Source organism: Chitinophaga sp. YR627 (assembly GCF_900114995.1).
Taxonomy (GTDB): domain Bacteria; phylum Bacteroidota; class Bacteroidia; order Chitinophagales; family Chitinophagaceae; genus Chitinophaga.
Window position 1 is genome coordinate 319,498 of the sequence record NZ_FOUX01000003.1, and the last position, 19,117, is coordinate 338,614.

Here is a 19,117-nt window from a genome sequence, read left to right on the forward strand (position 1 = left end):
CACTGCACTTGTAACATGAATAGAATTTTTGCACTTTCTGCAGGTACACTACTACTGTGTCAGGTAGCCGTTGCCCAACAGAAAATGGTAGCCGACAAAATTGCGGCTATTGTGGGGGATAAGATCATTCTCAGATCCGACGTTGAAGGAGAAATGGTGAATCTATCGCGTAATAACGCGGATGGTTCTCTGCCTCCCAATGCGCCATGCATGATCATGGAACAGATCATTTCCCAGAAAGTAATGGTGATGCAGGCAGAACGGGACAGTTTGCCGGTAAGTGAATCTGATGTAGACGGACAGATCGAGAATCGTATCCGCTACTTCCAGGACGTTTACGGCAGCCCTGAGAAAATGAAGGAAGTAACCGGCTATTCTATTTATCAGCTGAAAGAACGCTTCCGTCAGCCTATCAGAGAAGGTCTGCTGGCTAAAGCAATGCAGGATAAAATCACCAGCTCCGTAAAAGTGACGCCTTCCGAGGTGAAGAAATATTTCGACGCCATCCCGAAAGACAGTCTCCAGTACTACGAATCAGAACTGGAAATCGGTCAGATCGTGATCCAGCCGAAGGCAACGAAGGAGATGGACCAGTACGCTATTGACCGCCTGCTGGAATTCAAAAAACAGGTGCAGGAAAAAACCAGTGATTTCGGCCGTCTCGCGATCCTTTACTCTGAAGATCCGGGCGCAAAAGAAAATAAAGGGGTATACATCCTCAACCGTAACGACAAACAGTGGGATGCAGACTTTCTGGCCGCATCTTTCCGTCTGAAAGAGAATGAAATATCTTCTCCTATCAAGAGTCAGTTCGGTTACCACCTCATTCAGTGTATCAAACGTCAGGGCGATAATATCACCGTTCAGCATATCCTGCTCAAGCCAAACGTTACCCGTAGCGATCTGGCTGACGCAACAAAACTGCTGGACAGCGTTCGTACCGTTATCCTGAACGGCAAAATGACCTTCTCTGAAGCAGTAGTAAAATACAGTACCCTCCCGGCAGCTAAATTCGACGGTGGTATGCTCCAGAACAGAATGAATGGTACTACCTATATTACTATCGACCAGCTGGACGAACCTTCCGAAAGAGACATCGTACTGCTGCTCGACACCCTTAAACCAGGTGGTATCTCTAAACCAATGCCATTCGTAGACGATCAGCCAAACGGCCGTAATGGTGTACGCCTTGTTTATCTGAAAACACGTACCCAGCCACACCGTGAGAATATGAACGACGACTACGCCCGTATCCAGCAACGTACGCTCCAGCTGAAACAACAGGATGCCCGCGACAAATGGCTCAGGGAAAAGATCCCGACATATTATATCCATGTTGATGATGAGTTCAGAAACTGTACGCACATCAGCCAGTGGATAGGAGGTATAGCAAAACAATAACACATATAATTGAATAGGAATCCCCGGTATACAGCAATACCGGGGATTCTTATTTTCAGGCAGAACCTGCATTTATCATTGGTCGTTGGGCGTTCCGCTTTTTACCCGTAACTTTGCGCCTTCAATTCTAATAGGGATGAGTGATGCCATAAAACATGAATGCGGGTTAGCATTTATTAGACTCAGGAAGCCGTTTTCTTATTATCAACAACAATATGGATCGGTTTTCTATGGGCTAAACAAGTTGTACCTCCTGATGGAGAAACAACATAACCGCGGACAGGACGGAGCAGGTATAGCCACAGTGAAGTTAAACACAGAACCAGGAGTACCATTCATGCATCGCCTGCGAAGCAGTGCCCCGCAAGCAATAGGAGATATCTTTGCCAAGGTCAGAGACGAAGTAGACGAAATCGAGAAGTACCAGCCGGAAATCACCAAATACCCGGGCCTCATGAAAGGCCATATACGTTTCCTGGGAGAACTCTTAATGGGCCACCTCCGCTACGCCACCCAGGGTAAAAACAACGTAGAACTCTGCCACCCCTTCGTACGTCACAATACCATTCCATCACGCAATCTTGCACTTGCAGGTAACTTTAACCTGGTGAACGTAGATGAACTGTTTAAGTTCGCTAACGTCACTCCGGGTGAAACACACCGTAACAGTGACCTGGCCGCGATGCTGGAGGTAATTCATCACTTCCTGAGCCAGGAAGATGAAGAAAAACGTAACGGACTGGATGTGAAAAGCATTCTTCAGAAATCATTTTCAATGTTTGACGGAGGATACCACGTCTGCGGGTTAATCGGTAGTGGTGATGCGTTCGTAATGCGTGACGCGCACGGTATCCGTCCTTCCTACTACTACGTAAATGAAGACGTGATCGTTGCCGCTTCTGAGCGTGCAGCTATCCGTACCGCTTTCAACGTAGGCGAAAACGAAGTGATGGAACTGATGCCAGGTAATGCCCTGATCGTAAAAGAGAATGGTGAGTACAGCATCGAACAGATCCTGCAACCGAAAGAGCGTAAGGCTTGTAGCTTCGAACGTATCTATTTCTCCCGTGGTAACGATGAAAAGATCTATAAAGAGCGTACGGCTTTAGGTTACAACCTCTCCGAAACAGTGCTGAAAAGCATTGACAATGACCTGCGTAATACCATCTTCTCTTTCATTCCAAACACAGCAGAAATCGCCTTCTATGGTATGCTGAAAGGTCTGGAAGATTATCTGAACAAGATTAAGGTAGAACGTATCACATCATGGGGTAAAGATTTCGATGAAGAGAAACTGACGGAAATGATCAACCGCAGGATCCGTATCGACAAGATCGCTATCAAAGACGTTAAAATGCGCACCTTCATTACTGCTGATACCGGCCGTAATGAAATGGTACAGCACGTATACGATATTACTTACGGTACAGTACGTCCGGGTATCGATACCCTCGTGGTGATCGATGACTCTATCGTACGCGGTACCACACTGCGTGAGAGCATTATCAGAATGCTGGACCGTCTCGGCCCTAAACGCATTATCGTTGTTTCTTCCGCACCACAGATCCGCTATCCGGATTGTTATGGTATCGACATGAGTAAAATCGGTGATTTCGTTGCCTTTAAGGCGGCCATCGAACTCCTGAAGGACCATGGCAAGGAGCACATCCTGCAGGAAGCTTATGGCCTCTGTATGGAGCTGCAGCGTACAAATACCCTGCACGCACAGAACGTGGTAAGAAACATCTATAAACCATTCACTACAGAAGAGATCTCTGCGAAAATCGCTGAAATCATCACTCCAACCGGCATTGGCGCTAAAGTAGACGTGATCTACCAGTCCATCGACGGTCTCCACCAGGCTTGTCCGAACAACCTGGGTGACTGGTACTTTACCGGAAACTTCCCTACACCAGGTGGTAACCGCGTAGTGAACAAAGCCTTTATGAACTATATGGAAGGCAAAAACGAAAGAGGATACTAATCACACACAAATAAAAAGGCCTGTTTTAAAAACAGGCCTTTTTCATATATCTCCATTATTAAATTTCCTTTAAATCCACTCCAACAGGGCCTGCTGAGGCCCCTGTAGCACACTTACTTTCAGTAAAATCCGTAAATTAGGTAACAGTAAATGCTAATACTAACTCAAACCTCGCACAGCAGATCCTCTGCTGCATAATAACATCGTTGTTATGAAAACATTATTACTAATCCGTCATGCCAAATCGAGCTGGAATGACCCCGACGTAGACGACTTTGACAGGCCATTGAACAAACGTGGTAAACAGAATGCCCCGGAAATGGCGAACAGACTTGCGACCAGAGGTATCATGCCTGAACTCCTGATTGCGAGTCCGGCAAAACGTACCAAAACGACCGCCAGAATGATGGCCAAGGAATGGCACTATGACAAAGACGCTATTATGCTTGAAGATGAGCTGTACCTCTGTTACGCCTCCACCTTTCTCAAGGTCATTACCAAAGTAGACGACGATATCGACACCGTAGCCATCTTTGCCCATAACCCAGGCATTACTGATTTCGCCAACTATATAACCCAGGAAATCAGGATCGATAATATCCCTACTTCAGGTATTTTTGCTGTTCAGGCCAATACAGACTCCTGGAAAGAGTTTGACAGTGCGCGAAAGTCCTTCCTGTTCTTTGATTACCCCAAACAGGAGGTTGTCTGAAGTTAATCCTTAGCGATCTTATTGTAGGAAACAGTAATCCCCTTGATCAGTGAAGAGCTGAAACCCTGATGTTCCATTTCATTGAGGCCCGCAATTGTACAGCCTTTTGGAGTGGTCACCTTATCTATTTCCTCTTCCGGATGACGATTCTCTTTGATCAGTAGTTGTGCCGCCCCTTTCACGGTCTGTGCCGCGATCAGGTTAGCTGTACGTGCATCAAAGCCGATCTCGATACCACCCTGTATGCTGGCTCTGATGAAGCGCAGTGCATAGGCAATGCCGCAGGCGCCCAATACGGTCGCCGCATCCATCAGCTTTTCATCGATCATGACCGCAACGCCCAACTGATCGAACATATCCTTTACATACACCGCCTGCTCCGCAGACACGTTTTTGTGACAGATACAGGTCATAGACTCCTGTATGGCGATCGCCGTATTGGGCATCGCACGCACCACCGGCATACCAGCGCCTGCAATCTCTTCCAGATCGGCAATGGAAATACCGGTAATTACACTGATCAAAATCTGTCGGGAAGGGTCAAATGCACTCTTCACCTGCGCCAGTACTTCTCTGACATTATATGGCTTCAACGCAACCACGATAATTTCAGCATTACGGATCGCGGTTTCATTATCTGAAATTGTTTGTACTCCTAACGACTGTAATTCACTTAAAGAAGAAAGATTACGTTTTGTTATGGTCAGGTCCGCAGGCATTGAAAACCCGCTTTTTAACAATCCCTGAGCTATCGCGCTACCCAGATTACCACCACCGATGATGGCTATTTTCTTGTTGGACATGTTCACTTATTACTTTAAATCCTTCGGAAGGTAGAACAAAAATTTGTTACTTCGCATCCCTAAATACACCGTGTAATGCCGAAAGTTTTTATTTGTGTGGTGTCATGCCTTATCCTATGCCTTTTTACTCAACGTTCCTTCGCAGCCAATCCCCCGAAAAAGGTAAAGGGAAAAGTAGTTCGCATTGTGGATGGTGATACTTTTGAACTGCTCGTAAATAAGACAACTTATAAGATACGTCTCAGCGCGATCGATGCGCCTGAAAAAGGTCAGGACTTCTATCAAAAAAGCAAGCAGGCGCTATCCAATCTTTGCTTTAACAAAACAGTCACCGTAGAGTTGCTGCGGAAAGACAAATATCAACGCTGGATCGGAGATGTATACAGTGCCGATGGTCAGTACGTCAACGGCAGAATGATCTCTGATGGATACGCATGGCATTATACAGAGTATTCTGAAAGTGCTCCGCTGGCAGCAGCACAGGCTACCGCCAAACGCCAGAAACTGGGTTTATGGGCACTTAATAAGCCGGTAGCGCCCTGGTTATTCAGAGCGGAAAAACGGAATAACAAACCACGTAAAGCAGCCTAAGCTGTTTTTGCTTAACTTGCCGTTTGCATCATCACTGCCTGCTGAATGATTGATGCCCAGCCCATTAATATGTCAGTGAATAAGACCAATGCATCCCAGCATCACCTTACCGGTCATGCCTGTTATATGCGTCTGCTGGAAATTTCCGACAGACCATCTCCTGTAGAGATCATACGGCAACTGCGACAACTGCTGGATCAGTTGTTCCGGCATCTTACACGGGAAGAGACCCGCAGCTTCGGCAACCTGTTTGCCCGGATGCAGTTCTACTTCGATAAATACACCGTTCCCGCTCACCTGGAGGAACAATTAACCATACTTCGCATACTTACTTATAAAGCCATTAACCATCATCTGAGAACAGACGATGAACTGGCACTGATCTGCATCCGCACAATGGCAGATACTATCTGTCATTTTTTTGAAGAACCCATTCCTGAAATACTGGAGAGCTTGTGCAGTAATGTGCAAGACAAGACATTATCCTATGCGCCACAGCTTTCTGATGAACTGGTACCGCAACTGAAATGTCTGGTCACACAGGTGGGTATTCTGCAGAAAAAACCGGGGCATGCACCCTACTTCATGCTGGACTGCCGTAACGACGAACTGGGTCAGTTTCAGCTGATGATCTCAGAAAGTGTGTATACGCATGCCACCTCTCTGCATGCCCAGCTAAGAGCCTATGATACTATACATGTATTGTATTGCAGTAAAAGCGAAGCGCCGCAGGTATACGAGGCGGTAAGTGTTACCCGCATCATCCTGGAACCCGATCTGCTGATCGATATCAGTGACCTGGCGGAATGTTTTGGAAGACACGGCTCACATCAACTGCTTTACCTGGTAAGAAAACTGGTACCACAGACGCCGGGTATCGCCGCATTCAAGGGAAATGTGGTCAATTCTCTGCTGGACAATGTATTGCGTGACCCTAAAATGGAACTACGGCAATCCTTTGTAGAAGCAGTGGCTGATCATGTATTACAGGCGGCCGCTTACGGCAGGGCAGAACTCAATAGCATGTTTGCTGATATTCGCAGTCTGCACTGGCCCAACCTACTCCAATCAGCAGCAGAAATGCATAACCGACCGGTCAGAATAGAACCGACCTTCTTCTCCGCAAACTATGGACTACAGGGACGTCTGGATATCCTTGCGGAAGACGAAAGCGATCCGCTGCGTAAGGAGATCTTTGAATTAAAAAGCGGACGTAGTCCGGAGTATGGTGCCTGGAAGAATCACGAAATGCAGGTGGTGGGCTATAATCTCCTGCTGCAATCCGCTTTTGGTGATGAAAGACGGGGGAGTTCCGCGATCCTTTATTCAGCAGCAGCAGATACGCCACTCCGTAATGTCAGCAGCAGCAGACAGGCAGAAAACGAATTGCTGGCGCTTAGAAACGAGATTGTATCCCAGTTGCTGAGACTTGCCGCAGGCGAATACGACATACTGGATAAAATCACCGAGGAAGCCGCTGAAGGCTTACCAGCTTTCAATGTAGTACACTTCACAGCCTTCCATGACGTATACCAGCGCGCCAGCCCTTTACTACGCACTTATTATCAGCAGTTTCTGTCCTTTTTACTGAGGGAATACTTACTGGCGAAATGCGGTATGTACTCCGCAGCCGAAAGGGAAGAAGACGCCGAAGGTTTTGCCGCTTTATGGCTGCTGCATGAGCAGGAGAAACTGGAACGTTTTAATATTATGCCCGGCTTGCAATTCCGGCATTTCGATACCGATAGCAGTACGGTAGTCTTTAATGTCGAGATTCCGGTCAACCATAACTTTCGTCCGGGAGATACCGCGATCATCTATCCGCGTTCCGCTGACGGACTCTTTCCCTTACGTCACCAGGTACTTAAGGGCAGGATAGATGACCTTGCGAAAGATACCCTTACATTCTCGCTCAATAACCGGCAGATCGGTCATGACTTCTTTGCACAGCAACAGTTATGGGCGATCGAGCATGATATCTATGAATCGAATTACTGGATAGCGGCAACCGCCTTATTCCATGTACTGGAACCCCGGTTACAGGAGAAAATGGAGCTATTACTGGGACGCAGAGCACCTCAGACAGCCCCGCAGCGTATTCCGGTACCAAAGATGTTCAATGATAACCAGCAGGGGATTCTCCAGGCTGCGCTGGACGCAGAAGACTATTACCTGATACAGGGACCTCCCGGCACCGGCAAAACCTCAGCCTTACTGACCGCATTGGTAGGCGTACTGGCAGCAACCGAAACACAGACGATCGTGGTGGCTTTCACCAACAGGGCTGTAGAGGAAATCTGCCGTAAACTGGAGACCAAAGGCATTGCACACCTGCGTATGGGCAGCCGCCGGTCTGCCACCGAAAATCGGCTGCGACAGTATTGTATGGAAGGAGATATCGCTGGTGCTGCACAGTTCATTCTCCAGCAACGCGTATTCGTAGGTACCGTGGCGACAATGGCGACCCGTCTGCACCTGTTACAGATGCTGGGGGTAAAAACGGATATTCTGATTGCAGATGAAGCCTCTCAGCTCACCGAACCTCAGTTACTGGGCTTACTGATGCCATTCAGGAAGTTTATCCTGATAGGCGATCAGAACCAGCTGCCACCGGTAGTAGCCCAGGACGATTTTTTCTGCCATACCACACAACCCCTGCTGCATGCAGAAGGAATCTCCGATCTGCGTTGTACCCTATTTGAGCGACTGATCAGGCGCTGTAAGGACAACCATTGGCACTATGCATGGGGCATGCTGAATACACACTTCCGCATGCATACCGACATCGCTTCGCTAATCAATCATTATTATGCCGGTCAGCTATCAGCAGGTAGTGCGCAACAATCATATCCTCATAACATGACGGAGCACCCGGGTAGTGAAAACTGGGCACAGATACTTTCAAAGGGACGTACGCTGTTCATCCCCAGTCCGCTGGAACCTACCTCCAAAATGAACAGGACAGAGGCGAACAGGGTAGTCTCCCTGTTACACTATCTGCGTAACCGGTACGGGCAACGTTTCGGCAAGGAAACCGTTGGCGTGGTAACGCCCTGGCGTACACAGATCAGCCTTATCCGGGAACTGATCGGTAATGATGAGCAGCTACAGGCGATCAATATTGACACGGCAGAACGATTTCAGGGAGCAGAAAACGATATCATTATTATTTCGCTGGCAGTATATCATCCTGTACAACTGGGCTTGTTGCAGAACCTGGGGGTATTTCACTGGGAGCAGGATAGGGTAGAGGTAGACAGAAAACTGCTGGTCACGTTGTCAAGGGCAAGGCACCAGGTGATCATTATGGGATATGAACCGGTACTGAGAGCCAGTAGTCATTATGAAGAACTGCTGAATAGCATCACCAGTTGCGTATAAAGAAAAAGCCACCTGTCCAAAAAACAGATGGCTGTATGTCAGACAACATCATATGATCATTCCTGGTAAACCAGGCTTTAATCCAATGTTACATGGCTCCAGTTTTCTCCGCTTTTTATGCGGTAGAGCTGCATTTCGCTGATATCAAATTGTTCAGCGATCTGTTTCATTGTTTTTCTGCCGGGTTTAGCCAACAGACGTTTGATGCTTTTTACTTTGGTAATGTTCAGCTTCAGCCCTTTTACCCTGTTACGCTGTTTTTCCTTGTAGGCCAGCTTGGCAGGACTGAACTGCTGATGCGCTTCCATTTCTTCTTTGGTAGCCCATTGCAGGTTAGTGGCTTTATTGTTCTTCTTTTCGTAATCGATGTGGATTACATATTTGTAATTACGTCCCGGCTTCTTATTAAATAACTTTGCTACTTCCCGGTGCAGGTAAAGGGACTGATAACTGTCCGCTGGCTTTACGTTCAATACCGTATAGCCTTCTACCGTGGACCCGGACAACAACTTCCCGTCTAAAATGTCCTCATAATAGCTGATCACTCTTCCCATGTTAGAGACTGCATACTTTTTACGCAGGGCAGATTTATTTTTAATCTGCAAGTCTTTCCAGACTTCATTTTTCAGATTTTTAATCGTGGCCATGTGAAAGAAATTTAATAGTTGAACCTGGGGTTTATCCGTAAACGTTACAATCTGCTACTTCATTCTTTGCTGGCAGTAGGCTCTGGTCAGTAAGGGGGGATGTCCTTTCAATAATATGATCTTTGTAATGCAATGCTATCGCGTCTAACACATCTTCTACAGCTGCCAATGTACTGCAAGTTACTAATTGTTGTCTGAATTCTTTGATATGAGGTAAACCCTTCAGGTAATTGGTATAGTGCCTTCTCATTTCCAGTATTCCCACTACGTCACCTTTCCATTGCACAGAATGCTGCAGGTGTTTTTTACATACTTCCACCCGTTCAAGAACAGATGGCGGCGGTAAATGTTCACCCGTTTTCATAAAATGCTTTATTTCATTGAAGATCCACGGATACCCGATCGCGGCACGTCCGATCATTACGCCATCAACTCCATATTTCTCACGGGCAGCGATTGCCTGCTCCGGGGTACATATGTCCCCGTTACCGAATATAGGAATATGGATACGCGGATTATTCTTCACTTTTCCGATCAGTGTCCAGTCGGCATGGCCTTTATACATCTGAGTACGGGTACGGCCATGAATGGTCAGAGCCTGAATACCTACATCCTGCAGACGTTCGGCAACTTCTTCAATGTTTTTGGTGTCGTCGTCCCAGCCAAGGCGGGTCTTTACTGTTACCGGCAGCTTTGTAGCCTTTACTACGGCAGCTGTCAGTTTCACCATTTTGGGAATATCTTTCAGGATACCAGAACCGGCCCCTTTACATACCACCTTTTTCACCGGACAACCGTAGTTGATGTCCAGCAGGTCGGGGTTAGTAGCCTCCACGATCTGGGCGGCCATAGCCATAGGTTCTTCGTCTCCTCCGAATATCTGAATGCCCACAGGGCGCTCGTAATCAAAGATGTCCAGCTTCCGCCGGCTTTTTATGGCATCACGTATAAGTCCCTCCGAAGAGATAAACTCAGTATACATCAGGTCCGCGCCCTTCTCTTTACACACCGCACGAAATGGCGGGTCACTAACATCCTCCATCGGAGCAAGCAATAGCGGAAAATTGCCTAATGTTATATTTCCAATCTTTACCATTTTATCTATTGTGGGCTGACCCATATCGCTCCGGTAAATCCGGAAAGCAATTGTCAACTCGATTTCACAATGTAAATTTACGCAAATTTAATCTATGACAGGCCGTTTGAAGCAATATCCGCCTTCTCTTCAATTTGCAGCATTTGTTGCCATTTTCCTTATATGCTTCCTGCTATATATGACTTTTCTGGTGGCTATATTTCCTCTGATAAGCGGCACTTCCCTGGCTTCGATGCAAAAAGCGTTGACATATGCGCAGGAGTCGTCTGTCCCTGTATCCCCTAAAGTTCTCGGCTATCTGAAATTAACGCAATTTCTATACACTTTAGTAGTTTATTTATTCCCACCCGTAATTTTTGCCTGGCTGAGCTTTAAACGTGCGGCAAACTGGTTGAGTATTGACCGCAGCCCACGCCTGACGGGCATTATATTAGCACTTTTGATCATGTTCCTGGCATTGCCTTTTGTCAGTTTTACTGCGGACTGGAATCATACCTGGCCATTTTCAGCAGACCTGAAAAGGACGGAACAGGAAACAGAGGCGCTTACCCGGGTACTCCTCACAATGCCGGATATTACCAGCCTGCTGATCAATCTGCTGATCATTGCTGCCGCGCCTGCAATAGCAGAGGAATTCTTCTTCCGCGGGGTCATGCAACGTCTGTTTATCGAAATGCTCCCTAAAGTTCCCTGGCTGGCGATAGTGATCACTGCTGCCTGTTTCAGCGCCATCCACATGCAATGGATGGACTTCGTTCCCCGTTTACTACTCGGATTTCTCCTTGGCACCATCTATTACCTGAGCGGTAATTTATGGCTCTCAATAGCTGGCCACTTTCTTAATAACGGTCTTCAGGTGTTGATGGTTTACCTTTACCAGATAAAAGTCCTTAAAACTGATCCAATGGACGCCGGCACCACAGAATGGTACCTGGCCATTGGCAGTCTGGCGCTGACAATTGCAGTCGCCTGGCAGTTATACCAGCGGACGCCTTTGGCGGAAAGAAACTTTCCGCAGCAACGGACAGACTTTACAGACAATATTGAATCAATCGGGAAGTAATTTGTACTTTAGCCCTAACAAACAGATTATTATGGAAAAAGACTGGGTAAAAATTTATTATACCAACCAGGTATTCCGTGCGGAAATTGTTAAAGGAATGCTGGAAGAAAATGGCATTAATGTCGTTCTTATCAACAGACTGGATTCTTCATATCTGTCAGCTTTACCGGGCATGGCTGAATTGTTCGTTCACGACTCCCAGGAAGCGGAAGCCCGTCGCCTATTGGCCGAAAATCCGGAAAGCCTCTCCTGACACGCAATTTTGCGCTCAGGTGCATATTTATAAACCAATCGTCTTCTTTACATGAAAACATTCTTTACCCGTACAGCCACTGCGTTGGTTTTTGTGGCGGTAATGCTGGGCGGGATCTTATATAGTCCTTTTACATTTTTCCTGTTGTTCTTTCTGATCAACTTCTTTGCTTTACAGGAATATTTTAAGCTGATCCGTCACATTGACCCGGATTACGCCAACATATCCACCTGGCATAAGACCGGCTTGCTGGTAGCCAGCTGCTCGCTTATCATGGCTTTTACAGGGGAGCATTTTTCTTCTTCTGCGAATCTTTCCCTGGGCTTTCTTGGCTGGTGGATGACGGTCATCTTCCTACTGATCCTGCCGATAGGAGAGATCCTGCTCAGTAAGGACTTCCAGCTCAAAAACATGGGGTATTCCGCATTGGGGCTGGCCTATATCACCCTGTCACTCGGCCTGCTGATACACCTTTGCCTGAATTATAAAAGCATCCAGTTTACCGAAACAGCAACAGGTACCGGCCCGGGATGGCTGATCCCTCTACTGCTGATCGCCTTTATCTGGATCAATGACACCATGGCGTATATCGTGGGTTCACTGATCGGCCGTACGCCTTTCGCACCGGCTATTTCTCCCAAGAAAACCATCGAGGGCACAGTAGGAGGGATGATCCTTGCAATCGCCGCGGCGGGTGTATATGGACATTTCTGGGGCGAACAGTACCTCGCTTTACAACATTGGCTGGTATTGGCAGGCATTGCCGCTGTCTTCGGTACAGCAGGCGACCTCATCGAATCCAAACTGAAACGTATGGCGGGTGTCAAGGATTCCGGCAGCATTATGCCGGGTCACGGCGGCTTCATGGATCGCTTTGATTCTTTGCTGCTGGCGGCTCCATTCGCCTGGTTATATGTACATTTCTTCGCAATGATTTAACTTCGCACAAAATAACACAACAACAATGAAGATCCATCGAGAAGGATTAGCCACCATTTTACTGACTTTTGCTGTTCTTGCACTGATCAATGGCGTAATTTTCTACTTCCTGGGACATATGCCGCTGCTTTGCAGAATCGTAGCTGGTTTCTCCCTGGTTTTATTCCTTTTTATCATTTCCTTCTTCCGTATTCCGAAAAGAGAAATGAAACTGGACGAATCCCTGGTCATTGCTCCTTGCGATGGTAAAGTTGTGGTGATTGAAGAAACCTATGAGCCTGAGTATTTCAAAGACAAACGTTTACAGGTGTCCATCTTCATGAGCCCTGCTAACGTTCACGTGAACAGGAACCCTATCAGCGGTCAGGTAAAATTATCTCAGTACCACGCAGGTAAATACCTGGTAGCATGGCACCCAAAATCTTCTACTGAAAACGAACGTCACTCAGTAGTGATCGGAAATGGTAAAGCTGACATCCTGGTAAGACAGATCGCAGGCGCACTGGCCCGTCGTATCGTAAACTACCTGAAACCAGGCATGCAGGTGACCCAGAATGAAGAACTGGGCTTCATTAAATTCGGCTCCAGAGTAGACATCTATCTGCCAATCGGTACTCCTGTGTCAGTTCAGTTAGAACAGGTTGTACGTGGTGGCCAGACAGTGATCGCTACCATATAATTGGTTATATTTATCAGCATAAAACAGACAGTCATGAAGAAATTCATTATAGGTACCACAACCGTATTATTCCTTGCAGCTGCTGTATATGCCCAGGATAAATCCAAAGACCATTCCTGCTGCAATAAATCAGCTAAAGAAGGTGTCGCCTGTTCAAAGGCGGCCAACAAAAAAGGCGGCGCATGCTGCAAACAGCCTTCTAAGACCGCCGCTTTACGTACCGCAGCTGCTAAACCGGCAAAACCGGCACAGCCAGCTCCGGCAGTAAAACCAGCAGGAAAATAAATAATTGATTATCAATAAAAAAAGTCCCTTCTCCGTAGATATTGGAGAAGGGACTTTTTTTATTGATAAACCTGTACTGCTTAAAGAATGCCTTTCAGTTCGTGCAGGCTGTTAATAACATAAGTTGGTCGCAGATCGCCAGTCACAGGTTTCAGGGTATTAAAATATACCTGGTCTATCCCCGCATTATGCGCACCGATAATATCAATATCCAGTGCATCTCCGATCATGATACTGCTATCCGTAGTCGCACCCGCTTTGGTAATGGCATAATCAAAGATCTCTTTATAAGGTTTCAGACTGCCCGCCGACTCTGAAGTGATGACATGTGTAAAAAAGTGATCTATCCCGGAACTTTTCATCTTAACATATTGTGTCTCCTCAAACCCGTTGGTGATCATGTGGATAGGATAGTTCTTAGCGGCCAGGTATTCCAGCACCTCTTTTGCGTGCGGGAACAGGGCTGTCTGTGTCGGCAATTCTGCCAGGAACTGTACACTCAGAGTTTCACACAGCTTTTCATCACCGATCTTAAAATCCAGCAGGGTTAAGCGGAAACGTTTGTTACGCAGGTCATTTCTGGTGATGAATCCCTTCCGGAAACGGTCCCAGAGTTTCTCATTGTACACTGTATAGACATCGTAAAATGCTTTGAAAGAGGGTACTCCACGTCCTTCCAGATTGTATGCATGGTATAACTTCTCAAGCACCAGTGTGGAATTCGTTTCAAAATCCCATAATGTGTGGTCGAGGTCAAAAAATATATGCTTGTATTTCATTTGCTGACTCTCCTTGGCTGCCACAAAGATACTCATTACGTGGGGATGCACATTTTTTACTATTTTCCGGATTCTTTAATCAACAGATATGAACGCAGTTATTACAGGAGCCAGTAAGGGAATAGGTAAGGCGATAGCAGAAAAGCTGGCCAGTGAAGGATTTAATGTAGCGATCTGTGCCAGAAATGCAGATACACTGGAAAAAGCAGCCGCTGATATCCGATTGGTCAATCCGGCCATACAGGTCCTTGCCATACCGTCGGATATGGGGAAAAAAGAGGAGGTACTGGCATTTGCAGACCGGATCAAGTCCACCTTTACTACGGTAGATATCCTCGTAAATAACGCCGGTCTCTTTGTTCCCGGTTCACTGCACGAGCAGGAAGACGGCTTGCTGGAAAGCCTGATGGCGACCAACGTATATAGTGCCTATCACCTCACCCGTCAGTTACTGGGTGGGATGAAAGCTAATCGGAAAGGTCATATTTTTAATATGTGTTCTACTGCCAGCTATACCTCTTACCCTAATGGAGGCGCTTACAGTATCACAAAGTTTGCCCTGCTTGGGTTCTCAAAGAACCTGAGAGAAGAATTAAAAGCACACAATGTAAAAGTTACCTCACTCAGTCCAGGTCCTACATTAACTGCTTCCTGGGAAGGCTTCGAAGCTCCACCCCGCAGAATGATGGAACCAGAAGACGTCGCGAAGCTGCTGTGGGGAGCATATACACTGTCTGAACAGGCCGTTGTGGAAGAGGTCATCATGCGGCCGATATTGGGTGATATCTCATAAACCCTTCACCAGCAAGCACTTCCGGGCTTATATAGATTATTTTTTTAACTAACTTTTAACTGGGCTTTCGGCACCAACAGGGCTGGCTTTGGTTAAATTTGTTTTGCATTATGAATGTCACTACTGTTAGTATAAGGAAGTTTGTATTATCCCTGTTCTTTTGTCTGGGCGCAATCACGTGCCTGCAGGCGCAGGAATTCAGGTTCACTACCAGCGTCAGCAGTAATAAGGTCGCGGTGGATGAACCGTTTCAGATACAATTCATGCTGGAAAATGCGCCAAACGTCACCAGCTTTACTCCTCCGGCTTTCAACGATTTTGAAATCCTGCAAGGGCCATCCCAGATGCAGGGTCAATCTATCATGAATGGCCGCCGTTTCGAGTACATTGCCCTGATCTACGTGGTTCAGCCCAAAAGGGTGGGTAACTTTACCCTTCCGGGAGCCACTGCCCGCTCCGACGGAAAAGTTGTGCGCTCTAACCCGGTCACTATTGAGGTGGTAAAATCCAACTCCAGTCGTGGTCAGGCTCCTCAGCAAACAGCACCACAACAGGGTTATCCACAAAGCCGTGCACAGCGTCAGCAGCAACAACAGGACGAAATGGAAGGCGTGCTCCGGAATGGGGAAGACGTCAATGCAAAACTGAAGAAGAATATTTTCGTAAAGGTAGATGTGGATAAGACCTCCCTGTATGAAGGTGAGCAATTAACCGCTACTTATAAGTTATATACCCGGCTCCCAACCAACTCCAGTGTGACCAAGGTGCCGGCTTTCAAAGGCTTTTCTGCCAAGGATATCGAATTACCGAATCCGCCCCAGGCGACAGAAGAAGTGGTTAATGGCGTACGTTTCCGCGTATTTACCATCCGCAAAACACTGCTGTTCCCATTACAATCCGGTACCCTTGAACTGGACCCGGTAGAGGTAGATAACCATGTAAGACTGGTCAAACTTGTCAAGAACAATAACAAACGCGCAAGAGACCCGTTTGCAGATCTGTTCAACGACCCGTCTTTCAAAGATCCTTTCGATGATCCATTCTTTGATGACATCTTTAACCGTCCGGAAGTAACCTACGAGGACGTTCCGTATAAAATACAGACAGCTCCCGTGAAAGTGACGGTGAAACCGCTCCCTGTTGATACCCGTCCGGCCAGTTTTGCCGGAGCCGTGGGTAAATTCAACATGACGGCTACCATCGACAAGAAAAGCCTGAGCACAGATGATGCGCTCACTCTGAAAGTGATCGTATCCGGTCAGGGGAACGTGAATCTGCTAAATGGTCCAAAAGTCGATGTGCCCGCAGGTTTTGAGAAATACGATCCGAAGGTGACCGACAATATTGAGAAAAACAGTAACCCCTTATCCGGTTCCCGTCAGTTTGAATATGTACTGATGCCACAGGAAGCAGGCGATCAGACGATCCCGCCGGTGGAATTCTCTTATTTCGATATCGCCTCCAATAGCTACAAGACCATCCGTTCTGAAGCCTTTTCAGTTCACGTAACAGCTGGAAAACAAACCAAACGTGAAAAAGAAGACTTCAGCGTCAACAGAAATACCATTACTTCCAACTATAACGGTGTACTCAACTGGGTTAAACAGGGCAGCTTCCTGCTGGTCAGCCCATTGTTCTACATATTACTGTTGCTGCCACTACTGGCGCTGGTAGCTGCTCTCATCTACCGCCGCAAAAGGAACTATCAGCAGAACAATGCTGCATTCCTCAAGTACCGCTATGCAAACAAGGTAGCCCTGAAGCGCCTTGAACTGGCAGCCCGTTACCTGAAAGAAGGCAAAGACAAGGCATTTTATGAGGAAACGTCCAGAGCCATCTGGGGGTATCTGAGCAATAAACTGCATGTGCCTTTCGCAGATCTCAGTAAACAACTGATCCAGGATAAACTTGCACAGCAACAGGTGAGCGAACAATATACTGCCAAACTGTTTGACCTGCTGGATGACTGTGAAATGGCCCTGTATACACCAATGCATAACAATGACAGGATGCAGGGGACTTATCAGCAGGCCGTTGAGGTCATCAGCCAACTGGAAGAAGAACTCCAGCGTGCAAAAAGCGTAGTATAAACCCTGCTAACGATAAGGAAAGGATGAAGAAGATATTTACTGCTATATGTGCTTTCTTACTGCTGTATCACATTGCAGGCGCTGCCTCAGCACCACAGCAGGAATTTGAAAAAGCCAACGGCCTTTTCAGACAGAAACAATATACCGAAGCTGCCAACATTTACCAGCAACTGATCGACCAGGGGTTTAGTCAGCCGGAATTGTACCTGAATGCCGGCAACGCCTGGTACAAGGCCAATAAAACAGGCCTGGCTGTCTTTAATTATGAAAAGGCCCTTTCAGCGGATCCTTTCAATAAGTCAGCGGCGCACAATCTGACAGTTGCTAATCAACGTGTAGAAGGATATGTCAATGACCTGCCCCTGTTGTTCTTTCAGCAGTGGTGGTTGCACGTATTGCACTTTCATAGTCCGGACGGATGGGCCACAGGCGCCATCCTTTTGTTCTGGCTGTCCATTACCGGCATCGTTGTATTGCTGCTCATACCTGCTTTCAAACCAGTATTAATGAGATGGGGCGCAGGCGTCCTGGCGGCATGTTTCCTGTTTTATATGATCATGGGCATCAGTGCATATATGACGGCCAACACACACGACCAGGGCATCATCATGGGTACCGCCGTAAAGGTAAAAGCGGCGCCTGATAATGAAAGTAAAGACATGTTTGAACTGCACGAAGGAGTAAAAGTGCAGGTAACAGATGCGACCCAGGAATTCTGTAAGATATCGCTGCCGGATGGCAAGACCGGCTGGCTGGCTTGTGCAGAGATCAAGAGGTTGTAGACAAGCCGCAAACTACGGGCATCTGGTTGGATATGATCTACTTCTTTCGGGAAGCCTGTAGTTTGCGGCTTAAAGCTTTTCTATCCTATCCATGAACTCCTGCTTGCGATGACGTGATACCGGTATACAACTGCCATCGCTCATAATAATATCCCCTCCGTCTCCCTTGATATACCGGTCCATATAATTAAGATTGACCACATAGCTATGATGTACCCTGAAGAAGCCCTTATTCTTCAGCTGTCCTTCCACCTCTTTCAGTGAGCGGCATACCAGGGATGGCTCCGTTGTATTGACCAGATGCACCAGGGTTGTTTCCCCGTCAGCCACACAGTATAAAATGTCTTTTACCAGCAGCATGCGCAGTCCTTCCGGACTTGGTAAGGCGAGTCGTTCTCCCGGATAGAGGTGTTGATGTAATACTTCCAGGATGGAAGTATCTGATTTGCTTTCTGGCTGTCCTTTGTGCTGATGACGGGCTATAGCCTTATCAACAGCATCCGTCAGGTCGTCCCTGATAATGGGTTTTAGTAAATAGTCCAGCGCATTATGCCGGATCGCATCCAACGCATAATGATCATATGAAGTGGTAACAATAATGGAAAAGCTGGCGTCTTTGCACGCCTTCAGTACCTCAAATCCATTCAGACCCGGCATCTCAATGTCCAGGAAAAGCAGGTCTGGCTGGTACTTTTCTATTGCCTCTAATGCAGAAATCCCGTCAGCGCAAACTGCCACTATATTAACTGCAGGGCAATGCTTCTCCAGCAAAAGCTTCAAAACGCTTCTGCTAAGTTTTTCATCATCCACGATAATGGTGCGCATGTCGTATTTATTCT

18 protein-coding genes are annotated in these 19,117 nt (G+C 47.0%); 13 read left to right on the plus strand and 5 right to left on the minus strand.

Annotated features, from left to right (window positions below; genetic code table 11):
• The first annotated feature begins 15 nt into the window (after positions 1–15).
• From BMZ72_RS16710 to BMZ72_RS16720, 3 genes are all read left to right on the plus strand, one after another.
• Positions 16–1,401: a peptidylprolyl isomerase gene (locus tag BMZ72_RS16710; protein ID WP_089810317.1), complete on the plus strand. Its 1,386-nt coding sequence runs from the start codon at positions 16–18 to the stop codon at positions 1,399–1,401.
• Between the two features lie 256 nt (positions 1,402–1,657).
• Positions 1,658–3,385, plus strand: coding sequence for an amidophosphoribosyltransferase (locus BMZ72_RS16715; protein WP_255373220.1), 1,728 nt, complete (start codon positions 1,658–1,660; stop codon positions 3,383–3,385).
• A 211-nt stretch (positions 3,386–3,596) separates the two neighbouring features.
• Positions 3,597–4,097: a SixA phosphatase family protein gene (locus BMZ72_RS16720; protein WP_089810321.1), complete on the plus strand. Its 501-nt coding sequence runs from the start codon at positions 3,597–3,599 to the stop codon at positions 4,095–4,097.
• A gap of 2 nt (positions 4,098–4,099) precedes the next feature.
• On the opposite strand, the gene proC is transcribed toward BMZ72_RS16720, so the two are convergent.
• Positions 4,100–4,900: a pyrroline-5-carboxylate reductase gene (proC, locus tag BMZ72_RS16725; RefSeq protein WP_089810322.1), complete on the minus strand. Its 801-nt coding sequence runs from the start codon at positions 4,898–4,900 to the stop codon at positions 4,100–4,102.
• A 75-nt stretch (positions 4,901–4,975) separates the two neighbouring features.
• Here proC and BMZ72_RS16730 point away from each other — a divergent pair, with 75 nt between their 5' ends.
• Together BMZ72_RS16730 and BMZ72_RS16735 are read left to right on the plus strand one after the other, a co-directional pair.
• A complete protein-coding gene (locus BMZ72_RS16730) occupies positions 4,976–5,491 on the plus strand; it encodes a thermonuclease family protein (protein ID WP_089810325.1) in 516 nt (171 codons plus the stop codon).
• Between the two features lie 69 nt (positions 5,492–5,560).
• Positions 5,561–8,872, plus strand: a complete 3,312-nt coding sequence (locus BMZ72_RS16735; RefSeq protein ID WP_177222816.1) for a DEAD/DEAH box helicase — start codon at positions 5,561–5,563, stop codon at positions 8,870–8,872.
• Between the two features lie 77 nt (positions 8,873–8,949).
• On the opposite strand, the gene BMZ72_RS16740 is transcribed toward BMZ72_RS16735, so the two are convergent.
• Both BMZ72_RS16740 and dusB read right to left on the minus strand, forming a co-directional pair.
• A complete protein-coding gene (locus BMZ72_RS16740; protein WP_089810329.1) occupies positions 8,950–9,519 on the minus strand; it encodes an NUMOD4 domain-containing protein in 570 nt (189 codons plus the stop codon).
• 31 nt (positions 9,520–9,550) lie between these two features.
• Entirely contained in the window at positions 9,551–10,615 is a 1,065-nt protein-coding gene (dusB, locus tag BMZ72_RS16745) for a tRNA dihydrouridine synthase DusB (RefSeq protein WP_089810331.1), read from the minus strand.
• 94 nt (positions 10,616–10,709) lie between these two features.
• Here dusB and BMZ72_RS16750 point away from each other — a divergent pair, with 94 nt between their 5' ends.
• Genes BMZ72_RS16750 through BMZ72_RS16770 form a run of 5 tightly spaced genes read left to right on the plus strand, consistent with a single transcriptional unit; the run spans position 10,710 to position 13,834 of the window.
• Positions 10,710–11,678, plus strand: a complete 969-nt coding sequence (locus BMZ72_RS16750) for a CPBP family intramembrane glutamic endopeptidase (RefSeq protein WP_089810334.1) — start codon at positions 10,710–10,712, stop codon at positions 11,676–11,678.
• A gap of 31 nt (positions 11,679–11,709) precedes the next feature.
• Positions 11,710–11,931, plus strand: a complete 222-nt coding sequence (locus BMZ72_RS16755) for a putative signal transducing protein (protein ID WP_089810335.1) — start codon at positions 11,710–11,712, stop codon at positions 11,929–11,931.
• A gap of 51 nt (positions 11,932–11,982) precedes the next feature.
• Positions 11,983–12,870, plus strand: coding sequence for a phosphatidate cytidylyltransferase (locus BMZ72_RS16760; protein WP_089810337.1), 888 nt, complete (start codon positions 11,983–11,985; stop codon positions 12,868–12,870).
• A 25-nt stretch (positions 12,871–12,895) separates the two neighbouring features.
• Positions 12,896–13,549, plus strand: a complete 654-nt coding sequence (locus BMZ72_RS16765; RefSeq protein WP_012788339.1) for a phosphatidylserine decarboxylase family protein — start codon at positions 12,896–12,898, stop codon at positions 13,547–13,549.
• 33 nt (positions 13,550–13,582) lie between these two features.
• The gene (locus BMZ72_RS16770) at positions 13,583–13,834 is read left to right on the plus strand and encodes a hypothetical protein (RefSeq protein ID WP_089810338.1); all 252 of its coding nucleotides are present in this window, start codon (positions 13,583–13,585) and stop codon (positions 13,832–13,834) included.
• Between the two features lie 80 nt (positions 13,835–13,914).
• Here the strand turns inward: BMZ72_RS16770 and BMZ72_RS16775 are convergent, their stop codons facing one another.
• The gene (locus BMZ72_RS16775; RefSeq protein ID WP_255373221.1) at positions 13,915–14,649 is read right to left on the minus strand and encodes a YjjG family noncanonical pyrimidine nucleotidase; all 735 of its coding nucleotides are present in this window, start codon (positions 14,647–14,649) and stop codon (positions 13,915–13,917) included.
• 52 nt (positions 14,650–14,701) lie between these two features.
• Between BMZ72_RS16775 and BMZ72_RS16780 the strand changes: the two genes are divergently transcribed.
• The 3 genes from BMZ72_RS16780 to BMZ72_RS16790 all read left to right on the plus strand — a co-directional run bounded on the left by BMZ72_RS16780 (position 14,702) and on the right by BMZ72_RS16790 (position 18,278).
• Positions 14,702–15,406 (plus strand): SDR family oxidoreductase, encoded by a 705-nt coding sequence (locus BMZ72_RS16780; protein ID WP_089810339.1) that lies wholly within the window; start codon positions 14,702–14,704, stop codon positions 15,404–15,406.
• A gap of 110 nt (positions 15,407–15,516) precedes the next feature.
• Positions 15,517–17,496 carry a BatD family protein gene (locus BMZ72_RS16785; protein ID WP_089810341.1) on the plus strand — a complete coding sequence of 660 codons (1,980 nt, stop codon included), beginning with the start codon at positions 15,517–15,519 and terminating at the stop codon, positions 17,494–17,496.
• Between the two features lie 23 nt (positions 17,497–17,519).
• Entirely contained in the window at positions 17,520–18,278 is a 759-nt protein-coding gene (locus BMZ72_RS16790) for an SH3 domain-containing protein (protein WP_089810343.1), read from the plus strand.
• Positions 18,279–18,347: 69 nt separating this feature from the next.
• Here BMZ72_RS16790 and BMZ72_RS16795 read toward each other — a convergent pair whose 3' ends face one another.
• Positions 18,348–19,103, minus strand: a complete 756-nt coding sequence (locus BMZ72_RS16795) for a LytR/AlgR family response regulator transcription factor (RefSeq protein ID WP_089810345.1) — start codon at positions 19,101–19,103, stop codon at positions 18,348–18,350.
• Between the last annotated feature and the right edge of the window lie 14 nt (positions 19,104–19,117).